Genomic DNA, 21,142 nt, shown 5'->3' with positions numbered 1-21,142 from the left:
TCTCGCGGATGCCGCACCGGCGGCGCGTCAGATATTCGTCAGGCGCTTGCCCTTGGGCGGCGCAAAGTCGCGGATCGATTCGACCATGCCCACTTCCAGCGCCTGGTCGGCCGTCAGGTGCAGGTCCGAATATGCGTGCACCTGCCACTGCTCGTCCGTCAGCTTGACGTGGCCGCGCAGGATGCGCTCGGTGCGCATGTCGTCGGCGCGCAAGCCCTCGACGATGATGCTGAGCGCATCGGGGCGCGAACCGGGCGAGGCGGTCGCATGCGACTTGTGCACCATGAAACGGGCCGTGTCGCTGGCATGGCGGTGCCGCCCCGCCAGGAACAGGGTGACGGCGATGGACGCCACGGCGCCCGCGTTGTAGGTGATGATGTCGAGCGGCAACTTGCTGAGGAAGTTGTACAGACAGATGCCATCGCTGACATAGCCGCCGTTGGACTGGATCAGGATGTGCGCGGTGGTGAGCTTGTCTTCCGTGATGTCGGCGGCGGCATTGAAGACGCGCCGCACCATGTCGCTGTTGACGTCGCCGGAGAGGGTAAAGTAACCGTGCTGCTCGGTGTTGTTTTGCGTCTCGCTTTGTGTAGTGTTCATGGCAGGCACCCGCAAGAAAGCCAGGATTTCATCATAGCGCATTCCCGCGCGGCCGGGCGCCCTTTTGCACCGGGCCAGCGCCCCTCCCAGCCCCGCAAACCGGGGCTTTTGCTGCAATTTGGCAACGTCTTTTCAGATTGACAGAAACACCCTGCTGGCATATATTCCTCCCACTTGATCGGGAGAGGGCAACCCAGCGTTGCCGCCGAAGGGGCACTACCCAAAAACTCTCAGGCAAAAGGACCGATCAGGCGGACTGAAGCTGTTGCTTTGGCGACACGTTTTAGCTCAACTCTGGAGAGCGGCCGCGGCACATGCCGGCGGCCCACCGAAGGGGCGCACGGGGCAAGCCCCCGTAATCTCTCAGGTACAAAGGACAGGGGGGTCAGTGATCACGCTGGAAAGCCGTGTTTGGCTATTCTATGTTTTGTTAACTTCCCCCTTTACCTTCGTCCCGAGGAATCCATGACGCTCAAAGCGACCCCACTCAACAACGCCCACCGTGCCCTCGGCGCCCGCATGGTCGATTTCGGCGGCTGGGACATGCCTGTCAACTACGGCTCGCAAATCGAAGAACACAACGCCGTGCGCGGCGACGCCGGCATGTTCGACGTGTCCCATATGTGCGTGGTCGATATCGAAGGCCCGAATGTGCGCGCCTTCCTGCGCGGCTTGCTGGCCAACAACGTCGACAAGCTGCAAGTGTCGGGCAAGGCGCTGTACTCGTGCATGTTGAATGCCGAAGGTACCGTCATCGATGACCTGATCGTCTACTTCTTCAACGAAAACTGGTTCCGCCTCGTCGTCAACGCGGGCACGGCTGAAAAAGACGTAGCCTGGATGCAGCAGCAAAATACCGGCACCAACAGCGGCCTGACGATCACGCAGCGCCGCGATGGCAAAGACGCGATGGCCCTGGTGGCCGTGCAAGGCCCGAACGCGCGCGCCAAGGTGTGGCAAGTGCTGCCGGAAACGCAAGCCGCGTCCGAAGCCATCAAGCCCTTCAACGTCGTCATCGTCAAGGACACGGCCTTCGGCGAAGTCATGCTGGCGCGCACCGGCTACACGGGCGAAGACGGCTTTGAAATCGGCGTGGCCGCCACCCAGGTGGAAGCGCTGTGGAACGCCCTGGCTGCCGCCGGCGTCAAGCCGGCCGGCCTGGGTGCGCGCGACACCCTGCGCCTGGAAGCGGGCATGAATCTGTACGGCCAGGACATGGACGAAACCGTCAACCCGCTCGACGCGGGCCTGGCGTGGACCATCGATCTGGTCAGCGAACGTGATTTCATCGGCAAGGCCGCCCTGCTGGCCAAGGGCCAGAACGCGCAATTCGTGGGCCTGATCCTGCGCGAAAAAGGCGGCGTGCTGCGCGCCCATCAAAAAGTCATCATCGCCGGCAGCGACGCCACCGGCGAAATCACCAGCGGCACCTTCAGCCCGACGATGCAGGAAGCCATTGCTCTCGCGCGCGTGCCCAACGGCGTGAACGTGGGCGACACCGTGCACGTGGAAATCCGCGGCAAGCAGCTGGCCGCTTCCGTCGTCAAGCTGCCTTTCGTGCGTAACGGTAAAATCCTGGCTGCGTAAGCGTATTTATAGAGCCGCCCGCAAGACCGTACAACCATAATCAATAACGAACACTTACCATCTGGAGCCACACATGAACATTCCTGCAGACCTGAAGTACACCGCTTCCCACGAATGGGTACGCCTTGAAGCCGACGGCACCATCACCGTCGGCATCACCGAGTACGCGCAGGACGCGCTGGGCGATATCGTCTTCGTCGAACTGCCAACCGTGGGCAACAGCTATGGCGCCGGCGACGACGCCGCCGTGGTGGAATCGGTCAAGGCAGCGAGCGACATCTACGCGCCGATCGCCGGCGAAGTCGTGGCCGTCAACGACGACGTCGTCAACTCGCCAGAGTCGATCAACGCCGACGCCTACGCCAACTGGCTGTTCAAGATCAAGCCAGCCGACGTGTCGGCCCTGGACGGCTTGCTCGACGCTGCCGCCTATGGCGCCACCACCAGCGCGTAATCGCGTTTGATTCACGGGCCGCGTTTGCGGCCCGTTTGCATTTAATTTTGCAGCGATACCCCGCCGCCGCGCCCGCGCGCCGCCTCCCGGTTTTTCAGTCTTTTTTGGCCTCTATATCATGACCCGCACCAGCCTGACCCAACTCGAAGCACGCGATGCCTTCATCGCCCGCCACATCGGCCCTTCCGCCACCGAACAGCAAGCCATGCTGGCGACCCTCGGCTATCCATCGCGCGCCGCGCTGATCGATGCCCTGGTGCCAAGCAACATTCGCAACAAGGGCGCCCTGCCCCTGGGCGCGTACTCGCAGCCGATGCCGGAACAGGAAGCCCTGTCGCGCCTGAAAGCCATCGCCGGCAAGAACCAGGTACTCAAATCCCTGATCGGCCAGGGCTATTACAACACGTTCACGCCAGGCGTCGTGCTGCGCAACATCTTTGAAAACCCAGCCTGGTACACGGCGTACACGCCTTACCAGCCCGAGATTTCGCAAGGCCGCCTGGAGGCGATCCTGAACTTCCAGCAAGTGATCACGGACCTCACCGGCATGGGCATCTCGAACGCCTCGATGCTGGACGAAGGCACGGCCGCCGCCGAAGCGATGACATTGATCCAGCGCGTGGGCAAGTCGAAATCGAACGTGCTGTACGTCGCCAATGACGTGCTGCCGCAAACCTTGGAAGTGGTGCAGACGCGCGCCCAGCCGATCGGCATCGAAGTGCGCACCTTCGACCCGGCCGAAATCGAGTCGCTGGACGCCTGCTTCGGCGTGCTGCTGCAATACCCTGGCGTGAACGGTGTCGTGCGCGACTACCGCGCCGGCGTGGAAAAACTGCACGCGAATGGCGCCATGGTCATCGTCGCGGCCGACCTGCTGGCCCTGACCATGCTGACGCCGCCTGGCGAATGGGGCGCCGACGTCGTCGTCGGCAACAGCCAGCGCTTCGGCGTGCCGCTCGGTTTCGGCGGCCCGCACGCAGGCTATTTGTCCACGCGCGATGAATTCAAGCGCAATATGTCGGGCCGCCTGGTGGGCGTGACCGTCGATGCGCAAGGCAACAAGGCCTATCGCCTGGCCCTGCAAACGCGCGAACAGCATATCCGCCGCGAAAAAGCGACGTCCAACATCTGCACGGCGCAAGTGCTGCTGGCCGTGATGGCCTCGATGTACGCCGTCTACCATGGCCCTGCCGGCCTGCTGCAGATCGCCCAGCGCGTGCACCGCTTTACGGGCGTGCTGGCGGCGAACCTGAAGACCCTCGGCTACGGCGTCGTCAACGCGAGCTATTTCGACACATTGACCGTCAACGTGGCCGATGCGGCGCAGCTGCACGCGACGGCCATGCACCACGGCGTCAACCTGCGCAAGATCGACGCCACCCATGTGGGCGTGTCGCTCGACGAAACCACGACGCGCGACGATATCGCGCTGCTGTGGAAGGTGTTCGCGCACGGCCTGGCCAACGCGCCTGCCGCCCCGGACCTGGACGTCGTCGAAGCGGCGGTGACCAGCGCGCTGCCGGCCAACCTGGCGCGCGAGAGCGCCTACCTGACCCACCCCGTCTTCAACAGCTACCACTCGGAACACGAAATGCTGCGCTACCTGCGCAGCCTGGCCGACAAGGACCTGGCGCTGGACCGCACCATGATCCCGCTCGGCTCGTGCACCATGAAGCTGAACGCGACGAGCGAAATGATTCCCGTCACCTGGCCCGAGTTCTCGAACATCCACCCGTTCGCCCCCGACGCGCAAACGGTCGGCTACCGCGAAATGATCGCGCAACTGGAAGAGATGCTGTGCGCCTTGACGGGCTACGCGGCCGTCTCGCTGCAGCCGAACGCCGGCTCGCAGGGCGAATACGCGGGTCTGCTGGTGATCAAGGCCTACCACGAGTCGCGCGGCGAAGGCCACCGCAACATCTGTCTGATTCCATCGTCGGCGCACGGCACCAACCCCGCATCGGCCAACATGGTCGGCATGCAGGTCGTCGTCACCAGCTGCGACGCCAACGGCAACGTGGACCTGGCCGACCTGAAAGCCAAGGCGGAAAAGCACAGCGCCAACCTGGCTTGCGTGATGGTCACCTACCCATCCACCCACGGCGTGTTTGAAGAAGGCATCCAGGAACTGTGCGAGATCATCCACTCGCACGGCGGCCAGGTCTACATCGACGGCGCCAACATGAATGCGCTGGTCGGCGTGGCCGCTCCCGGCAGTTTTGGGGGCGACGTGTCGCACCTGAACCTGCACAAGACCTTCTGCATCCCGCACGGCGGCGGCGGACCAGGCGTCGGCCCGATCGGCGTGGGCGCCCACCTGGCGAAATTCCTGCCGAATCAGCGCTCGTCCGGCTACCAGCGCGATGCGGCAGGCATCGGCGCCGTCAGCGCCGCGCCATTCGGCTCGGCCAGCATCTTGCCGATTTCGTGGATGTACATCGCCATGATGGGCGCGGAAGGCTTGACGGCAGCGACCGAGACGGCGATTCTGGCGGCGAACTACATCGCGCGCCGCCTGGCGCCGCACTACCCGGTGCTGTACTCGGGCCACGACGGCCTGGTCGCGCACGAGTGCATCCTGGACCTGCGCCCGATCACGGACGCCACCGGCATCAGCAATGAAGACGTGGCCAAGCGCCTGATGGACTTCGGTTTCCATGCGCCGACCATGAGCTTCCCCGTGCCGGGCACGCTGATGATCGAGCCGACGGAAAGCGAATCGAAAGTGGAAATCGACCGCTTCATCGACGCCATGATCGTCATCCGCGGCGAAATCGCCAAGGTCGCCAGCGGCGAATTCGACCATGACGACAACCCGCTGAAAAACGCGCCGCACACGGCACAGGTATTGATGTCGGACAACTGGGAACGCAAGTACAGCCGTGAAATCGCGGCCTACCCGGTCGCTTCCCTGCGTCAGCGCAAATACTGGCCGCCGGTCGGCCGCGCCGACAACGTGTACGGCGACCGCAACCTGTTCTGCGGTTGCGCACCGATCAGCTCGTACGAGGAAGAGTAAGCAAGAGTAAGCGCCAAGCGCCCGCTTCCGCGGGCGTAGCGACTACAGGAAGGCAGGCCAGACGGCCTGCCTTTTTTTATGCCTACACATCCACGTAGGTCGGATTAGCGCGCAAGCGCGTAATCCGACACATGGTTGGAGCTTGTGGCGATGTCGGATTACGCTGCGCTAATCCGACCTACAACGCCAGCAAGGCCGCGCCCGGCAATCCCAGGGCGGTGCCCAGCATCGTCAGCAACACGACATCGCGCCGCTCGCAGCGGGCACGATGCGAACTCCAGGCGGCAAACAGCAGCGCCACGGCCACGCCGCTGAGCGAAATGCCCACTTCCGTCATGTCAGCTCTCCCGTCATTGTTGCTTCTTTCATCGTCCCCATCCTTTTCATTGATTGAAAAAGCTACCTACCGGTAGGCAGTAATTGTACAATAAAAAACACGGCGATGTCCATGCCGTGTTTTTGAACGATGAAGGAAGCACAATGCAGCAGCAAACAACTCTCCCCGCCGCCAGTCTCGCTCTGGCGGCTTCCCTGGCCTTGGTGGCCGTCCTCGGTCCGGCCGGCATCGATATGTACCTCGCGTCGATGCCCGCCATGGCGCGCGAACTGCACACTTCGTATGCGAACGTGCAGCTGAGCCTGACCGTCTTCCTGCTGGCCCTGGGCGGCGGGCAGCTGCTGTGCGGGCCGCTGACGGACATGCTGGGCCGGCGCCGTCCGCTGCTGGCCGGCATCGCCGTCTACATCGTGGCCGCCGTATGGGCCTCGCAGGCGGAGCAATTGCACACCCTGCTGCTGGCGCGGGCGGTGCAAGGCCTGGGCGCGGCGCTGACCCTGGTCGTGGTGATGAGCATGGTGCGCGACGTGGCCGACGGCGTGCAGGCGGCGCAGCTGTTTGCCCTGTTGATGACCATCGTGGGCCTGGCGCCCGTGCTGGCACCCGCCGTGGGCGGCTTGCTCGACGCGCACTACGGCTGGCGCGCCGTGATGCTGGCCCTGGCCGCGCTGGGCGCCTTGACCCTGCTTAATAGCGCGCTGTTCTTGCCGGAAACCTTGCCGCCAGCACGCCGCATTGCGCCGCAACGCATGCACCGCACGTATGCGGGCATCGCGCTCGACCGCGCCTTCCTGCTTCCCGCGCTGGCCCTGTCGGCCGCATTCTTTTTCCTGTTTGCGTATATTGGCGGCGCGTCGCTCGTGTACCAGCGCGATTTCGGCCTGTCCGCCGGCAGTTTCGGCCTCGTGTTTGGTGCAACGGGCGTGGCCGTGCTGCTGGGCGCGATGGCCAGCGGCCGCCTGGTGGAAAAGCATGGCGTGGTGCGCCTTTGCGTGGTGGGCAGAGCCGCCATGCTGGGCGGCGCCGTGCTGGCCCTGCTGGGTGCCTGGGCAGGCTTAGGCATCGCCGCCGTCGTGCCGGGCATGTTCGTGGCCCTGTTTGGCCTGGGCATGGCGGAAGCGGCGCTGATGGCCATGGCCATGGGCTCGCAGCAACGCGCGCTCGGCTCCACAGCCGCGCTGCTGGGCGCCATACAGATGAGCTTGTCATCGCTGGCCACGCCGCTGGCGGCCGGTCTGTCCGAACGGGGGCCGCTGCCCTGGCTGCTGTTCTTGACGCTGGCCGGCCTGCTGGTATCATGGCTGACCCTGGCCACTGCGCGCGTCCATCCGGCACACGCCGACAGCCTGGGAGCGCACTGACGCCTCACCCACTCTCACCCCAATGATGAAAAAACGCTCGGCCTCGGCCGATAACATCTGTGCCGTTGCCGTCGTGCACTTTTCCGAACACGGCTATGACGCCTCGTCCCTCAGCGATATCGCCGAGCAGGCGGGCATGCGCAAGGCCTCGCTGTATTCCCACTTCACCGGCAAGGATGCCCTGTTTCTCGACGTGTTTGCCGACGCGCTGGCCGAAGAGCAAGCCTTCATGGACGCCTGCTTCGCCGACGAGGCGGCGCTGGCGGCACCGGGCGGCCAGCTGGCCGGCGCCCTGTACTGCGACCGCATGGCGCAGCGCTATGCCGATTCGGCCCACTTGCGCTTTCTGCTGCGCACCGCGTATCTGCCGCCCGCGCCCCTGCGCGTGGAAGTGGGCACGGGCTACGAAGCCTTGCTGGCGCAATTGCAGCGCCATTACGTGGCCAGCCTGGGCCGATTGGCGCCCGCGCTGCCGCCGCAACGCGTCGACCTGTACGCGCAAGCCTACCTGGGCATCGTCGACAGCCTGCACGTGGAGCTGATCTATGCGGGCGGCGCCGCGCTGCAGCAGCGCCACGCGGCACTGTGGCAGATATTGTCCGATTCGCTGGCGATGGCGGCGCAACCGGCCTGATGCGGTATAGCTAACTGTCACACGCTGAACCGACAACCAGGTCTGACACAAGCCGCCATCGACTCTTCGGAAGCAGCGGTTTGCCACCTTCAAATGTGGTGCGGCTTGCTGCCGGATTTTTCGCATGCGAAGTTCCGCTTGCGCCGTTTTCCGTCGTTGGCAGGCTCCGCCCCGTTGCATGCATTGCTTACTGTTTGCAACTGTCGCCCAGCCAGAGCTGATGAGCAGTTCAGCAGTGTCTAGTGAAATCGTGGCAAGTTAAGCATCCAGGAGCATCATCACAGCCGACAATACCAGCAACTGAAAAAAAGCGAGAAACAAAGCTCGTGGTATCGGCGGCATGAACTGCCATTGCAAGCTCTTCGTCGGTGAAATCAACGCAGACTTATTGCTTCCTACACAATAAAACAATGCCGATACAGCCAAGGAAAAAAACCTTACATTAGTCGGTACAACTTCAGGAGCAAAGGCGCAGCCAAAGAAAATTAAGGAGAAAAAAAATAAGGAAATACGGGAAATTTTCTGTCCCAACTGAAGCTGTATTTGAGATTCCATAATTTTTAGCATTGATTTGAGTTATTCAAGTTGCGCTTCGAACGACTGCTCCTTGCCGTTGTTGGCAGGTCACGCCCTTTGATGTTGAAAAACTCAGGTACGTACACCATTAGATCAATATTCTGCGAGCCCAGCCCGGCCAGTACCGCCGCCGGTGAACGACCACCGGCGGCCTGGAGGTTGGAGACCTCCCAAAACTGTTGCCACTCAATTTCTTCAACACAATAAACCGAAAGACGTCGGCCGCTGCCAATAGTGCTGGCCGTATAACACTTATTCACGGGTTTCTACGCATGCGGAGCAGCAGCATCGTGGAAGCTGGCAGGGAACGCGCAGCCTTTAGCGAGGCGCGCCACGCCAAAAATGGATCAGGTTTAGGCGTGCACCAGTAGAAAGCAAGTCAGCGGAACGACGGCAAACAGCACAACAACGCCAAGGCATCCTGATCTCGAGCCGGATCTGAAACCTGCAGGAGTAGCGCGTCAGCGTACCCGAGCATAACGGATTGCCAAGCAGAAAGAATCACACATTGTCACAACAACGTGAATGGCCGTGGCATCGGACTTTCGTGTTCGTCCACACCCACATTACACTTTGGAAACCTAAGATTTCTTCAGTTGACACCCTCGCAGCCCATCCATAAGATGCCCCCATTATTCATTTACGGAGTCCCACGTGGGTACTTGTTCTAGTGACAGTAGCCGATCTTGTATCGGCGATTGCCTCGGCAGCTAAACAGCAAGCAACGCGGAATTCCGTTTCCTCCGTGCCTTGCTGAGCAAGGTGCGGTGTCTCGCGCGGCCAGTCCGCTGCGCGCCTCTCCCCCTCTTTCCGATCGCGACCGGCTACTGACCCGGATTGCCCGCCAGCACGATTGTGTCTTGGCGGCACGCAAGTCTTGCCTGCGGCTGCGCCGCCCGTCAACACCTCGTCGTGAAAGGAAGAGCCATGAATCTCTTCACCCGCTTATTCGAATCGTTCCTACGCCAGCGCCATACGGCCGGCAATTTCCGCCGCCGCGCCATGCCGCTGGAAAACAGCACGGCCCGGCCCGTGCCTGACCACCTGGCGCGCCAGCTGCTGGCCGCCGCCCATGAAGACCTGGACAGCGCCCTGAACCGCCTGCACACGCGCCTGGAAGGCTTGCGCGATGCCGAGGCGCAAGTCATCGGCGCGCAAACAGGACCGAACGAGGTCGAACATGAAAAGCCGCTGGCCTGGTACCAGCACCTGTGGCTGTGCTACAAGAATCCGTTCAACCTGCTGCTCACCGTGCTGGCCATCGTTTCCTACCTGACGGAAGACCCGAAAGCGACCATCGTCATCGGCACCATGGTGATTTTGTCGACCCTGCTGCGTTTCGTGCAGGAAGGCCGCTCGAACCGGGCCGCCGAACGCCTGAAAGCCATGGTCAGCAATACCGCCACCGTGCTGCGCAATGGCCAGCAGATCGAGCTGCCCATCCGCCAGCTGGTGCAGGGCGACATCATCGTGCTGTCGGCCGGCGACATGATCCCCGCGGACTGCCGTTTGCTGTCCGCGAAAGACCTGTTCGTCAGCCAGGCCGCCATGACGGGCGAATCCTTGCCGGTGGAAAAGATGGCCGAGCTGGCCGACGCCCATGGCAAAGACCCGATGGAACTGGCCAATCTGCTGTTCATGGGCACGAATGTGATCTCGGGTGCCGCCACGGCGCTGGTCTTGGCTACCGGAAACCGCACCTATTTCGGCACCATCGCCACCCGGGTGACGGCCACCGAGCGCACGCCGACGGCGTTCGAGGCGGGCGTGAACAGCGTCAGCTGGCTGCTGATCCGTTTCGCCCTCGTGATGGCGCCGCTCGTGTTCCTGATCAATGGCTGGACCAAGGGCGACTGGATGGAAGCATTCCTGTTCGCCCTGTCCGTCGCCGTGGGCCTGACGCCGGAAATGCTGCCCATGATCGTCACCAGCACCCTGGCCAAGGGCGCCGTGAAACTATCGAAAAAGAAAGTCGTCGTGAAGCGCCTCGATGCGATCCAGAACTTCGGCGCCATGGACGTGCTTTGCACGGACAAGACGGGCACCTTGACTCAGGACAAGATCGTGCTGGAACGCCATACGGACGTGTTCGGCCAGCCGTCCGACGAGGTGCTGCAATTTGCCTATTTGAACAGCCACTACCAGACGGGCCTGAAAAACCTGCTCGACCGCGCAGTGCTCGACCACGTGGAATTGCAGACGGAAATGCAACTGGCCCGCGATTACGTGAAAGTCGATGAAATCCCCTTCGATTTCGTGCGCCGCCGCATGTCCGTTGTCGTGTCTGAAAAGAATGACCACCATGAACTGATCTGCAAGGGCGCCGTCGAGGAAATCCTTGCCGCCTGCAGCCACCTGCGCCTGGGCGGCGTCAACATTCCGCTCGACGCCGCCCTGCTGGACAAGGTACTGGAAACCACGCATGGCCTCAACGCGGAAGGATTGCGCGTAGTGGCCGTGGCCGTCAAGGAAGTGCCGCCCCATAAGACCGTGTACGGCGTGGCCGATGAAACGGCGCTGACCCTGATCGGCTATGTGGCGTTTCTTGATCCGCCGAAGGAATCGACGGCGCCCGCCCTGCGCGCGCTGGCGGAACATGGCGTCACCGTGAAAGTATTGACGGGAGACAACCACCTGGTGACGGCGAAGATTTGCCGCGAAGTGGGCCTGGCCGTGCACGGCGTGCTGCAAGGCCCGCAACTGGACGACATGGACGACGCCACTTTGGCCCGCGCTGCGGAAGACAATACCGTGTTTGCCAAGCTCAGCCCGCTGCACAAGGAACGCCTTGTGCGCGCCCTGCGCGGCAACGGCCATATCGTCGGCTTCATGGGCGACGGCATCAACGACGCGCCCGCCCTGCGCGCGGCCGACATCGGTATTTCCGTCGACTCGGCCGTCGATATCGCCAAGGAAGCGGCCGACATCATCCTGCTGGAAAAAAGCCTGATGGTGCTCGAGGAAGGCGTGCTGGAAGGCCGGCGCACCTTCAGCAACATGCTCAAATACATCCGCATGACGGCCAGCTCGAACTTCGGCAATGTGTTTTCCGTGCTGGTGGCCAGCGCCTTTTTGCCGTTCTTGCCCATGCTGCCGCTGCACTTGCTGGTGCAAAACCTGCTGTACGACGTGTCGCAGATCGCCATCCCGTTCGACAATGTCGACGCCGAGCTGATCCAGCAGCCTTTGACCTGGAACCCGCGCGACATCGGCCGCTTCATGGTGTTCTTCGGGCCCATCAGCTCGATCTTCGACATCAGCACGTTTATCCTGATGTGGCATGTGTTCGGCGCGAATACGCCGGAACAACAGACCCTGTTCCAGTCCGGCTGGTTCGTCGTCGGCTTGCTGACGCAGACGCTGATCGTGCACCTGATCCGCACACCCAAGCTGCCCTTCATCGACAGCATCGCGTCCGTGCCCCTGCTGGTGGCCACCACCGTCATCATGGCCGTGGGCGTGTTCCTGCCGATGGGACCGCTGGCGACCTACTTCAAGCTGCAAGCCTTGCCGCTGGGCTATTTCCCATGGCTGCTGGGCATCCTCGTCTGCTACACCGTGCTGACGACGTTCATGAAACGCGTGTATCTGCGCAAATTCGGCTGGCAATAGTATGATGAGCCGCTCTTTCCCCTACAAAAGGCACGCATGAGCGGCTCCTCCCTTTCCAAACGTCATCTCGCCCTGCTGCTGTCGGCCCTCGTCTTTCCCGGCAGCGGGCATTTTGTCTTGCACCGCAAGGCCCGTGGCTGCCTCTTCCTCGTGCCGGCCCTCGTTGCGCTGGCGATCGTAGTGCGCCAGATCATGGCACGATTGGACCAGGTTATGGCACAGATCGACAGCGGCGCCCTGCCCTTGGACGTGCAGCTGATCATGGAAAAAGTGGAAGCGCTCTCCGCCAACGACGGCCCCGCCATGACGGTGGCCGTGTGTGTGCTGGTGGCGTGTTGGATAGGCAGCCTCATCGATACATGGTTCCTCAAACCATGACGGCGGAGGCAGAGGCGCGCAAACTGCGCAAGGAAGCCAGGATGCAGGCGCGCCGCGCCCAGCTGGCGCTCAAGCGCAAGGACCATGGCGGCCCGCTGGCCTGGCGCGGCTGGTTCGACGGGTCCGCCCATCCGAACCCCGGCAAGCTGGGCATAGGCGCCCTGCTGCTGGGACCGCATGGCGAACGTATCGAAGTGAGCGAAGCGGCCGGTTATGGCAGCAGCAGCGACGCGGAATACGCGGCCCTGACGGCCTTGCTGCAGGCGGCACTCGGCGTGCGCCCGCCGCCCGTGCAACTGCTGCTGTACGGCGACAGCCAGGTGGTGATCAATGATGTGCTGGGAACGACGCCGGTGGGCGCCAAGGGACTGGAAACGCAGAGGGCCACCGTAGTGGCCCTGCTGAAACAATTCACGGATGTGAGTTTGCGCTGGCTGCCGCGCCACAGAAATGGCGAGGCGGACCGGCTGTCGCAGTTGGCGATCGCAAGCTTCACCCCAGAGGCTTGAATACCGGGGTCGTACCCTTAGGGTACGACCCCGGCCGTTACTGGGTAAGCAACTTAGGCGGCGCGGCCGAGCTGCAATGCTTCTGCTGGCACCTTGGCTGCCGGACGCTTGGCCCCCTTCAAGCCGCTGACACTGGCCTGCTGCCCATTCAATTTGAACACGCTGACGACCTGCGCCAGGTTGTGCGCCTGGTGCTGCATCGATTCGGCGGCGGCCGCCGATTCTTCCACCAGCGCCGCATTCTGTTGCGTGACGGCATCCATCTGGCCGATGGCCCGGTTGATCTCGTCGATGCCCACGCTTTGCTCGCTGCTGGCCGCCGTGATTTCCGTGATGATGTCGCTCACGCGCTGCACGCTGTCGACGATGTCATTCATGGTCGAGCCGGCTTGCGCCACCAGCATGCTGCCCGCGTTGACTTGCTCCACGGATGCGCCGATCAGGGTCTTGATTTCTTTCGCGGCGCTGGCCGAACGCTGCGCCAGGTTGCGCACTTCCGACGCCACGACGGCAAAGCCGCGGCCCTGCTCGCCCGCGCGTGCCGCTTCCACAGCCGCATTCAGGGCCAGAATATTCGTCTGGAAGGCGATGCCGTCGATGACGGAAATGATGTCGACGATCTTGTTCGACGACGCGTTGATCGATTCCATCGTGCCCACCACCTGCGCCACGACTTCGCCGCCCTTGACGGCCACTTGCGCCGCCGAGGCCGCCAACTGGTTCGCCTGGCGCGCATTGTCCGCATTCTGCTTCACGGTGCTGGTCAATTCTTCCATCGAGGACGCCGTCTCTTCCAGGGAACCGGCTTGCTCTTCCGTGCGGGAAGACAGGTCCTGGTTGCCGGCGGCAATTTCCGTCGACGAGGTCGCGATGCTGTCCGTGCCCGTACGCACTTCGCTGACGATGTTGAGCAGGCTCGTGTTCATGTCCTTCAACGCTTGCAGCAATTGCCCCGTTTCATCCTTGGCGCTGGCATCGATCTGCGCCGTCAAGTCGCCATCGGCCACCTTGCGGGCGATATCCACGGCCGTGCGCAGAGGACGCACGATGCCCATCGTCAGCAACCAGGCGCAGACGACGCCAAAGCCCAGCGCCAGCACGGCCAGGGTCAGCAGCAAGTTGCGGCTCGTCTTGGCGACATCGTCGATCTCGCGCGCCGTCGTGTCGATGCTGGCGCGCTGGTGCTGCAGCATGTCGTTGACCACTTTCAGGTATTTCGTCGAACCGGGCACGAAGATACCCTGGAAAGCCTTCTCCGCTTCCGCTTCCTGTCCATCCGCCTTCAGCTTCGATACTTGCGCGCGTGAATCGAGGTAAACCTTGCGCTGTTCGCTCACCAGGCGGAACAGTTCCTTTTCTTCCGGGCTGGAAATCAAGGCTTCGATTTTCTTTTGCAGTTCGCCCGAGACGACGGAGGACTGTTTCGCCTCTTCCGCAAAATACGCGCCCAAGGTCGTGTCGCTGCTGCGCGCGATGGCCGTGGTGCGGCGCACGCCGCTGTCGATCTTCGCGTACCAGTCGGAAATATAGCGTTCCTTCGCCAGCGGCAGTTCCATCATGGTGCGCGTGGCCGTGGCCACGTCGTGCAAACGCCACACGCTGATGCCCGTGATCAGCATGGAAAACAGCAAAATCACGGCAAAACCCAGGCCGAGGCGCACACCAATACTGACGTTTCTTAACAAATTCATGTGAATATCCTAAAAAAGCGGAACCAGACTATATAAAAAGGGGGACAGCAGAAAGCGGCCGCACGGGGCGGCCGCAGCGGCATCAGCGCGTGCCGATGCGCAAGGCGGTTTGCGGCGCTGCCGGGCGTTTCAGCGCATGTGTGACACCGTTCGCACCGCTGGCCTGCTGGCCGTTGAGCTTGAACACGCTGACGACCTGCGCCAGGTTATGCGCCTGGTGCTGCATCGATTCGGCAGCGGCCGCCGACTCTTCCACCAGCGCCGCATTTTGCTGCGTGACGGCATCCATCTGGCCGATGGCCCGGTTGATTTCGTCGATGCCCACGCTTTGCTCGCTGCTCGCCGCCGTGATTTCCGTGATGATGTCGCTCACGCGCTGCACGCTGTCGACGATGTCATTCATGGTCGAACCGGCTTGCGCCACCAGCATGCTGCCCGCATTGACTTGCTCGACGGACGCGCCGATCAGGGTCTTGATCTCTTTCGCGGCGCTGGCCGAGCGCTGCGCCAGGTTGCGCACTTCCGACGCCACGACGGCAAAGCCGCGGCCCTGCTCGCCGGCCCTGGCCGCTTCCACGGCCGCGTTCAGCGCCAAGATATTCGTCTGGAAGGCGATGCCGTCGATGACGGAAATGATGTCGACGATCTTGTTCGACGACGCGTTGATCGATTCCATCGTGCCCACCACCTGCGCCACGACTTCGCCGCCCTTGACGGCCACTTGCGCCGCCGAGGCCGCCAACTGGTTCGCCTGGCGCGCATTGTCCGCATTCTGTTTCACGGTGGAAGTGAGCTCTTCCATCGACGACGCTGTTTCTTCCAGGGAACCGGCCTGCTCTTCCGTGCGGGAAGACAGGTCCTGGTTGCCGGCGGCAATCTGCGTCGAGGACGTGGCGATGCTGTCCGTGCCGCTGCGCACTTCGCCCACAATGTTGAGCAGGCTCGTGTTCATGTCCTTCAGGGCCAGCAGCAATTGCCCCGTTTCATCCTTGGCGCTGGCGTCGATCTGCGCCGTCAGGTCGCCATCGGCCACCTTGCGGGCAATGTCCACGGCCGTGCGCAGGGGGCGCACGATGCCGGTCGTCAAGACCCAGGCGCAGACAACGCCAAAAGCCAGCGCCAGCGCGGCCAGCACCAGCATCAGGTTGCGGCTGGTATTGGCGACGGCGTCGATCTCGCGCGCCGTCGTGTCGATGCTGGCGCGCTGGTGTTCCAGCAAGTCCTGCACCATCTTCTGGTACTTGGCGGCGGCAGGCACGAAGGTCTTTTCAAACACTTCATTGGCGGCATCGACCTGCGCTTCGCCCTTGAGCTTGTAGACCTGGTCGCGTGAACCGATATACACCTTGCGCTGTTCCAGCAAGCCCGCGAACATGGCTTTTTCCTCTGGCTTGTCGATCAGCGCCTCGATTTTCTTTTGCAGTTCGGCCGAGCTGGACGACGAGACTTTCGATTCTTCGGCGAAATAACCGCTGAGTGAGGTATCGCTGCTGCGGGCAATGGCGATGGTGCGGCGCACGGCGCTGTCGATGCGGCCATACCAGTCGGAAATATAGCGCTCCTTCGCCAGCGGCTGCTCCATCATGACGCGCGTGGCGCTGGCCACGTCGTGCAGGCGCCAGACGCTGATGCCCGTAATGAGCATGGAAAACAGCAAAATCACGGCAAAACCGAGTCCGAGGCGGACACCGATGCTGACGTTGCGTAATACATTCATGTGACTATCCTAAAAAGCCCTGATGCCAGCATGCCGCACGGCTGATGGCTTCCCTTTGGCGCGCTGGCTGGCGGCGGTGTCAAGGCGGGTGTAAAAGTGAAACTGAAGTGAAACTGGCGCACGGTTCGGCGGAACCGTGCGCCAGGAAATGCGCTAGCGTGCGCCTTGCAGAAAAACCAAGCAATGTCGAGAGTCAATTGTTTTTAAGAAACCCTCTCGGATTAGGATGTCGGGAAATGTTCAGGGGCAATGCAACGCCGTCCCAGACTTTTCCTGGCGGCCTAGGCTGCGAGTTTTTCGATCAGGCCCATGTCGGCGCTGGACATCAGCTGGTCGATATCGACCAGGATCAGCATGCGCTCGTCGATGGTACCCAGGCCGATCACGTATTCCGTGTTGATCGAACGGCCCATGTCCGGCGCCGGCTTGATCTGTTCCGGCATCAGGGTGGTGACGTCGGAAACGCGGTCGACGACCATGCCGACGACGCGGTTGCCGATATTGAGGATGATGACGACGGTAAACTGGTCATAGCTGGGCGTGCCCAGGTTGAACTTGATGCGCATGTCGACGATCGGCACAATGATGCCGCGCAGGTTGACCACGCCCTTGACGAACTCGGGGGCGTTGGCGATGCGGGTCGGCGTTTCATAGCTGCGGATTTCGCTGACTTTCTGGATGTCGATGCCGTATTCTTCCTGGCCCAGGGTAAAGGCCAGGTATTCGGCAGCCTTGGCAACGGTGGCGCCAGTATCGCTGGAATTGGTGTTCATGGTGATCCTTTAGACATATCGCAGGGCGCCCTGATCGCCAGCCTTGGGCGCCGCATGGAATTTATTAAATAATGCACTGAAATTGCAATAGGGCAATGTTACCGCATGTAAATTTTCAGTGCACTAAAAAAGAGCATCTTCTTTCCGCTGGACCGCGATTGTCTGACTTTGTCGCAAAAGCATCACGCCTGGGCGCGAGCCGCTATGGTGCCGCCCTCTCCCCGCCCTCCTCGTTCGACGGCAGGTTGAATGTCACGGTATACACAAAATCCATGGTGCAAGGCACGCCGCCGCACAGCCCCGGCTTGTAGCGCTGCTTGATGGCGGCAGCCGCGGCGAAGTTCGCCATCTTGTCGTCCGGAGACTCGAAGATGGCCACTTCCTTGCCTTCCCCCTTGCTATTTACCTGCACCGCCAGCACCAGTTGGCCCCGCACCTGCAAGATGCGCTGCGCCGCGTACACTTCACGCAAGAAAGGTGCTAAGCCCTTGAGCGGATAGGGAGGCTCGTCTGTGGCCGGCATGCCTTCGTACTGATCCCGTACGGCAAGCTTCTGCTCCTCACTGAGTTGCGCATAGCTGTAATTCAAGGGAATACCGGCCTTCACACCCTTGTGTTTAATGACTGTGCCTGTTTGCGCCATATCCTCTGTCAAGGTATAGCGGGGAGCTTCCTGGGCCCAGGTGGCCGCGTGACCGCAGGCAAGTAACAAACCGAATATCAGCCAATAACGGTGCATGAGCATCCTTTTCAATGTGGAATGATTGTTTTAAAAAAATATCTGATGGGCAATAAAACCCCAAGACGCGCATTCTGCTCAGAAGTAAATAAAAAAGCAAATACCATTAGAGCAATGGATAGTTGCGTGCGCACGTTTTATGCCACACTGGCGCCCCCCGCTTTTTATGATAGTGAACCATGCATTCTTTGCTTTCCCAATGGCAGCCACGCCTGCTGGCGCTGGCCTCGGCCGGCCTGGGCGATGACAGCGCCCACGACATCAACCACCTGCACCGCGTCTGGCGCAATGCCAGCGTTCTGCTGCAGGAATATGCGCAGGCCGACGCCCTCACCGTGATGGCTGCCTGCTATCTGCACGACCTGATCAACCTGCCGAAAAACCACCCCGAGCGCCATCTGGCCTCGCGCCAGGCGGCCGCGCTGGCTTGCCGCCAGCTGACGGAACTGGATTTTCCACCAGAAAAACTGGCCGGCGTGGGCCACGCCATCGAGACGCACAGTTTTTCCGCCAACTTGACGCCGCACACGATCGAAGCGCAGATCGTGCAGGATGCCGACCGTATCGACGCGCTGGGCGCCGTGGGACTGGCGCGCCTGTTCTACACGGCTGCGCGCATGGATAGCGCGCTGGCGCATGGCACGGATCCGCTGGCAGCGCATCGCCCGCTCGACGACAAGGCCTACGCACTCGACCATATCGTCACCAAGCTCGACAAGCTGCCCGGCAAGATGCAGACGGCGGCGGGCCGCGCGCTGGCCGAACAGCGCCTGGCCGTGCTGACGGATTTCCGCGCCGCCTTTGCCGACGAATGGGGAATGGGCGCATAAGCTTGGCGGCGATAGCCAGCAACGCGCATGCTGTCTATAATGCAAGCCTCAGCTATCGCGCCGCGCGTCAGCAGCATCCTGTAACGCGCCGGCGCGATGCCAACGCGCCGAAAGCATGCATGTCCGATAAAACCAGCCCCGACAGCCATTCCCCGTCCTCGCCCGCCGCGCCCGCGCGCGCCGGCAATCTCAATTTCATCCTCGTCTGCGTCTTCATCGACATGCTGGGCATCGGCCTGGTGGTGCCCGTGCTGCCCATCCTGATCGGCGACTTTGTCGACGGCAAGGATGCGCAGGCATTCTGGTACGGCATCATGGCGGCCGTCTTCGGCTTGCTGCAGTTCATCTTCATGCCCATGCTGGGCGCCATCAGCGACCGCGTGGGACGCCGTCCCGTGCTGCTGTACTCGATGGCCGGCATGGGCATCAACTTTCTCGCCACGGGCTGGGCGCCGAACCTGGCCAGCCTGTTCATCGGCCGCATCATCGGCGGCGTCTCGTCGGCCAGCATGTCGGTCGCGTCCGCCTACGCCTCCGATATTTCCACGCACGACAACCGTGCCAAGAGTTTCGGCAAGATCGGCGCCGCCTTCGGCCTGGGCTTCATCTGCGGGCCCATGCTGGGCGGCCTGCTGGGCGAGGTCAATCTGCGCCTGCCGTTTTACGTGGCGGCCGGCCTGTCGGCGGCCAATTTCCTCTACGGCTATTTCTGCGTGCCCGAATCGCTGCAGCCCGGTCCCCGCGCGCCCTTTACCTGGGCGCGCATCAACCCGTTTGCCGCCCTGCTGAAACTGGTGCGCCGCGTGGAGATCCGCGGTCTGGTACTGGCCTTCGGCCTGATGACGTTTGCGCAAATGATGCTCAACACCACGTGGGTGCTGTACACGCATTTCCGCTTCGACTGGACGCCGCGCCAGAACGGCATCGCCATGTTCTGCGTGGGCCTGTGCGCGGCCGTCGTGCAGGCGGGCTTGCTGGGCATCCTCATCAAGCGCTTCGGCGAAGTGCGTTTGTCCCTGCTGGGCATGGCCTCCGGCGCCCTCACCTACCTGCTGTACGGGCTGGCGACGCAGGGCTGGATGATGTATGCGCTGATCCTGTGCAACCTGCTGGCCTTTGCCGCCGGTCCGGCCCTGCAGGGCATCATCTCGAAATCATCGAACGCCGGCGAACAGGGTGAACTGATGGGCTCCCTGCAATCGATCAGCAGCCTGGGCATCATCATCATGCCTTTGCTCGGCAGCATGATCCTCGGCGAGGTGAGCCACTTGCCAGCACAGGACTGGCGCATCGGCAGCACCTTCTATCTGTGCGCCATCATGCAAACCCTGGGCATCGTGGTGGCCTGGCGCTACTTCCAGGCGCAGCGCCTGGCCAGACTTGCGGTTTCCACCACAAAGTAGTCGGCAGGATAATATTGCATTTGAGAAATAGATAGGCGAGAATGGGATAATCAAGCGGACGTTGCCGACGCCCGCGATTCGATGGTGAGCAAGGATGGGTATGACTGACTTTTATTCCAGCGCCTGGCGCCGGACCGTGGCCATGCTGGCGCTGGCGCTGCCGACCCTGGCGGGCGCGCAATGCTCGCGCGACATCCAGGTGCCCGTCTCGGCCATCGGCGCCAGCGTGGTGGTCAATGGCGCCGCCATCGGCGGCATCTACCCCGACTTGCTGCGTAGCATGGGCGCCAAGCTCGGCTGCAATTTCATCTTCACGGCCGTGCCCCGTGCGCGCCTGGAGGCGATGTTCGAGGCGGGCAAGGCCGATATGCTGATTCCCGCCAGCAGCACGCCGCGGCGCGACCAGCACGGCCTGTTCATCCCCTTGATGGGCAACCGGCCCCTGCTGATCTCGCTGCAAGGCGCGCGCGCGCCCATCAACACCATGCAGGAATTGCTTGAGCGGCGCGACTTGCGCGTGGCGCTCGTGCGCGGCTACGACTATGGCGCCTCTTACCAGGCGCTGGCCAAGGAACTGAGCAGCCAGGGCCGCCTGTTCTACGAGGTCGATGCGCTGTCCGTGGCGCGCCTGATGCAAAGCGGCTTCATCGACGCCACGATCATGAGCCCCACCATCCTGGCCGGCGTGGCGCAAAACGATGCGCGCGTGTACGGCCTGGCCGACCGCCTGCGCCTGGAAGCCTTGCCGGAATTGCCGTGGGGCATGAGCGGCGTCTACCTGTCGCGCAAATCGCTGACGGCGGATGACCAGGCGGCCCTGCGCGAACTGCTGGAAAAAGCCAGCCGCTCGGGCACCCTGATGGAAGGCTTCCAGCGCCATCACCGCCAGGAGCTGTTGTCGCAGAGCATACGCCCGCGCTAA

Annotated in this window: 17 protein-coding genes and 2 riboswitches; of the genes, 11 read left to right on the top strand and 6 right to left on the bottom strand. The window is 62.3% G+C overall.

The genetic code is table 11. The annotated features are described in order from the left end of the window. Positions 1–27: 27 nt before the first annotated feature. Complete coding sequence (locus IGS60_RS16955) at positions 28–600, bottom strand: ATP-dependent Clp protease proteolytic subunit (protein WP_070221578.1); 573 nt, start codon at positions 598–600, stop codon at positions 28–30. Positions 601–769: 169 nt separating this feature from the next. Beyond that, a riboswitch (glycine riboswitch) is annotated at positions 770–856 on the top strand. Positions 857–884: 28 nt separating this feature from the next. Continuing rightward, positions 885–990: riboswitch (glycine riboswitch) on the top strand. A 75-nt stretch (positions 991–1,065) separates the two neighbouring features. Here IGS60_RS16955 and gcvT point away from each other — a divergent pair. The 3 genes from gcvT to gcvP all read left to right on the top strand — a co-directional run bounded on the left by gcvT (position 1,066) and on the right by gcvP (position 5,660). Then, complete coding sequence (gene gcvT, locus IGS60_RS16950) at positions 1,066–2,187, top strand: glycine cleavage system aminomethyltransferase GcvT (RefSeq protein WP_230505598.1); 1,122 nt, start codon at positions 1,066–1,068, stop codon at positions 2,185–2,187. Between the two features lie 73 nt (positions 2,188–2,260). Continuing rightward, complete coding sequence (gene gcvH / locus IGS60_RS16945) at positions 2,261–2,641, top strand: glycine cleavage system protein GcvH (RefSeq protein ID WP_070287981.1); 381 nt, start codon at positions 2,261–2,263, stop codon at positions 2,639–2,641. A 118-nt stretch (positions 2,642–2,759) separates the two neighbouring features. After that, positions 2,760–5,660, top strand: coding sequence for an aminomethyl-transferring glycine dehydrogenase (gene gcvP / locus IGS60_RS16940; RefSeq protein WP_230505597.1), 2,901 nt, complete (start codon positions 2,760–2,762; stop codon positions 5,658–5,660). A gap of 178 nt (positions 5,661–5,838) precedes the next feature. Here gcvP and IGS60_RS16935 read toward each other — a convergent pair whose 3' ends face one another. After that, positions 5,839–5,997 (bottom strand): hypothetical protein, encoded by a 159-nt coding sequence (locus tag IGS60_RS16935; protein ID WP_171985004.1) that lies wholly within the window; start codon positions 5,995–5,997, stop codon positions 5,839–5,841. A 143-nt stretch (positions 5,998–6,140) separates the two neighbouring features. On the opposite strand from IGS60_RS16935, the gene IGS60_RS16930 reads away from it, so the two are divergent. The 5 genes from IGS60_RS16930 to IGS60_RS16910 all read left to right on the top strand — a co-directional run bounded on the left by IGS60_RS16930 (position 6,141) and on the right by IGS60_RS16910 (position 13,067). Beyond that, entirely contained in the window at positions 6,141–7,358 is a 1,218-nt protein-coding gene (locus IGS60_RS16930) for a Bcr/CflA family efflux MFS transporter (RefSeq protein ID WP_230505596.1), read from the top strand. A gap of 22 nt (positions 7,359–7,380) precedes the next feature. Beyond that, the gene (locus tag IGS60_RS16925; RefSeq protein WP_230505595.1) at positions 7,381–7,992 is read left to right on the top strand and encodes a TetR/AcrR family transcriptional regulator; all 612 of its coding nucleotides are present in this window, start codon (positions 7,381–7,383) and stop codon (positions 7,990–7,992) included. Between the two features lie 1,503 nt (positions 7,993–9,495). Next, positions 9,496–12,180 carry a magnesium-translocating P-type ATPase gene (gene mgtA, locus IGS60_RS16920; RefSeq protein ID WP_230505594.1) on the top strand — a complete coding sequence of 895 codons (2,685 nt, stop codon included), beginning with the start codon at positions 9,496–9,498 and terminating at the stop codon, positions 12,178–12,180. A 36-nt stretch (positions 12,181–12,216) separates the two neighbouring features. Further along, positions 12,217–12,558: a hypothetical protein gene (locus IGS60_RS16915; protein WP_230505593.1), complete on the top strand. Its 342-nt coding sequence runs from the start codon at positions 12,217–12,219 to the stop codon at positions 12,556–12,558. After that, a complete protein-coding gene (locus IGS60_RS16910; protein ID WP_230505592.1) occupies positions 12,555–13,067 on the top strand; it encodes a ribonuclease HI family protein in 513 nt (170 codons plus the stop codon). Before IGS60_RS16915 ends, IGS60_RS16910 begins: the two co-directional genes overlap by 4 nt. 53 nt (positions 13,068–13,120) lie before the next feature. Here the strand turns inward: IGS60_RS16910 and IGS60_RS16905 are convergent, their stop codons facing one another. From IGS60_RS16905 to IGS60_RS16890, 4 genes are all read right to left on the bottom strand, one after another. Further along, positions 13,121–14,758, bottom strand: a complete 1,638-nt coding sequence (locus IGS60_RS16905) for a methyl-accepting chemotaxis protein (protein WP_230505591.1) — start codon at positions 14,756–14,758, stop codon at positions 13,121–13,123. Between the two features lie 82 nt (positions 14,759–14,840). Beyond that, positions 14,841–16,475 carry a methyl-accepting chemotaxis protein gene (locus tag IGS60_RS16900; protein ID WP_230505590.1) on the bottom strand — a complete coding sequence of 545 codons (1,635 nt, stop codon included), beginning with the start codon at positions 16,473–16,475 and terminating at the stop codon, positions 14,841–14,843. A gap of 281 nt (positions 16,476–16,756) precedes the next feature. Further along, positions 16,757–17,248, bottom strand: a complete 492-nt coding sequence (locus IGS60_RS16895) for a chemotaxis protein CheW (RefSeq protein WP_034752308.1) — start codon at positions 17,246–17,248, stop codon at positions 16,757–16,759. Positions 17,249–17,450: 202 nt separating this feature from the next. Next, the gene (locus tag IGS60_RS16890; protein ID WP_230505589.1) at positions 17,451–17,987 is read right to left on the bottom strand and encodes an energy transducer TonB; all 537 of its coding nucleotides are present in this window, start codon (positions 17,985–17,987) and stop codon (positions 17,451–17,453) included. Between the two features lie 179 nt (positions 17,988–18,166). On the opposite strand from IGS60_RS16890, the gene IGS60_RS16885 reads away from it, so the two are divergent. From IGS60_RS16885 to IGS60_RS16875, 3 genes are all read left to right on the top strand, one after another. Then, positions 18,167–18,817: an HD domain-containing protein gene (locus IGS60_RS16885; protein ID WP_230505588.1), complete on the top strand. Its 651-nt coding sequence runs from the start codon at positions 18,167–18,169 to the stop codon at positions 18,815–18,817. 119 nt (positions 18,818–18,936) lie between these two features. Beyond that, positions 18,937–20,220 (top strand): TCR/Tet family MFS transporter, encoded by a 1,284-nt coding sequence (locus IGS60_RS16880; protein WP_230505587.1) that lies wholly within the window; start codon positions 18,937–18,939, stop codon positions 20,218–20,220. Between the two features lie 100 nt (positions 20,221–20,320). Continuing rightward, positions 20,321–21,142: an ABC transporter substrate-binding protein gene (locus tag IGS60_RS16875; RefSeq protein WP_121669211.1), complete on the top strand. Its 822-nt coding sequence runs from the start codon at positions 20,321–20,323 to the stop codon at positions 21,140–21,142.

This window comes from Janthinobacterium sp. FW305-128, assembly GCF_020858135.1.
In the GTDB taxonomy this organism is placed as follows: Bacteria; Pseudomonadota; Gammaproteobacteria; order Burkholderiales; family Burkholderiaceae_D; genus Janthinobacterium.
This window is presented reverse-complemented; position numbering and strand designations above follow the sequence as displayed.

What these genes read in the sequence shown, in the direction of transcription:
- IGS60_RS16910 (WP_230505592.1), top strand. Translation starts at nt 12,555, where the DNA reads ATGACGGCGGAGGCAGAGGCGCGCAAACTGCGCAAGGAAGCCAGGATG.
- gcvP (WP_230505597.1), top strand. Translation starts at nt 2,760, where the DNA reads ATGACCCGCACCAGCCTGACCCAACTCGAAGCACGCGATGCCTTCATC.
- IGS60_RS16930 (WP_230505596.1), top strand. Translation starts at nt 6,141, where the DNA reads ATGCAGCAGCAAACAACTCTCCCCGCCGCCAGTCTCGCTCTGGCGGCT.
- gcvH (WP_070287981.1), top strand. Translation starts at nt 2,261, where the DNA reads ATGAACATTCCTGCAGACCTGAAGTACACCGCTTCCCACGAATGGGTA.
- IGS60_RS16915 (WP_230505593.1), top strand. Translation starts at nt 12,217, where the DNA reads ATGAGCGGCTCCTCCCTTTCCAAACGTCATCTCGCCCTGCTGCTGTCG.
- IGS60_RS16900 (WP_230505590.1), bottom strand. Translation starts at nt 16,475, where the DNA reads ATGAATGTATTACGCAACGTCAGCATCGGTGTCCGCCTCGGACTCGGT.
- IGS60_RS16895 (WP_034752308.1), bottom strand. Translation starts at nt 17,248, where the DNA reads ATGAACACCAATTCCAGCGATACTGGCGCCACCGTTGCCAAGGCTGCC.
- IGS60_RS16880 (WP_230505587.1), top strand. Translation starts at nt 18,937, where the DNA reads ATGTCCGATAAAACCAGCCCCGACAGCCATTCCCCGTCCTCGCCCGCC.
- mgtA (WP_230505594.1), top strand. Translation starts at nt 9,496, where the DNA reads ATGAATCTCTTCACCCGCTTATTCGAATCGTTCCTACGCCAGCGCCAT.
- IGS60_RS16935 (WP_171985004.1), bottom strand. Translation starts at nt 5,997, where the DNA reads ATGACGGAAGTGGGCATTTCGCTCAGCGGCGTGGCCGTGGCGCTGCTG.
- IGS60_RS16905 (WP_230505591.1), bottom strand. Translation starts at nt 14,758, where the DNA reads ATGAATTTGTTAAGAAACGTCAGTATTGGTGTGCGCCTCGGCCTGGGT.
- IGS60_RS16875 (WP_121669211.1), top strand. Translation starts at nt 20,321, where the DNA reads ATGACTGACTTTTATTCCAGCGCCTGGCGCCGGACCGTGGCCATGCTG.
- IGS60_RS16890 (WP_230505589.1), bottom strand. Translation starts at nt 17,987, where the DNA reads ATGCACCGTTATTGGCTGATATTCGGTTTGTTACTTGCCTGCGGTCAC.
- IGS60_RS16925 (WP_230505595.1), top strand. Translation starts at nt 7,381, where the DNA reads ATGATGAAAAAACGCTCGGCCTCGGCCGATAACATCTGTGCCGTTGCC.
- IGS60_RS16885 (WP_230505588.1), top strand. Translation starts at nt 18,167, where the DNA reads ATGCATTCTTTGCTTTCCCAATGGCAGCCACGCCTGCTGGCGCTGGCC.
- IGS60_RS16955 (WP_070221578.1), bottom strand. Translation starts at nt 600, where the DNA reads ATGAACACTACACAAAGCGAGACGCAAAACAACACCGAGCAGCACGGT.
- gcvT (WP_230505598.1), top strand. Translation starts at nt 1,066, where the DNA reads ATGACGCTCAAAGCGACCCCACTCAACAACGCCCACCGTGCCCTCGGC.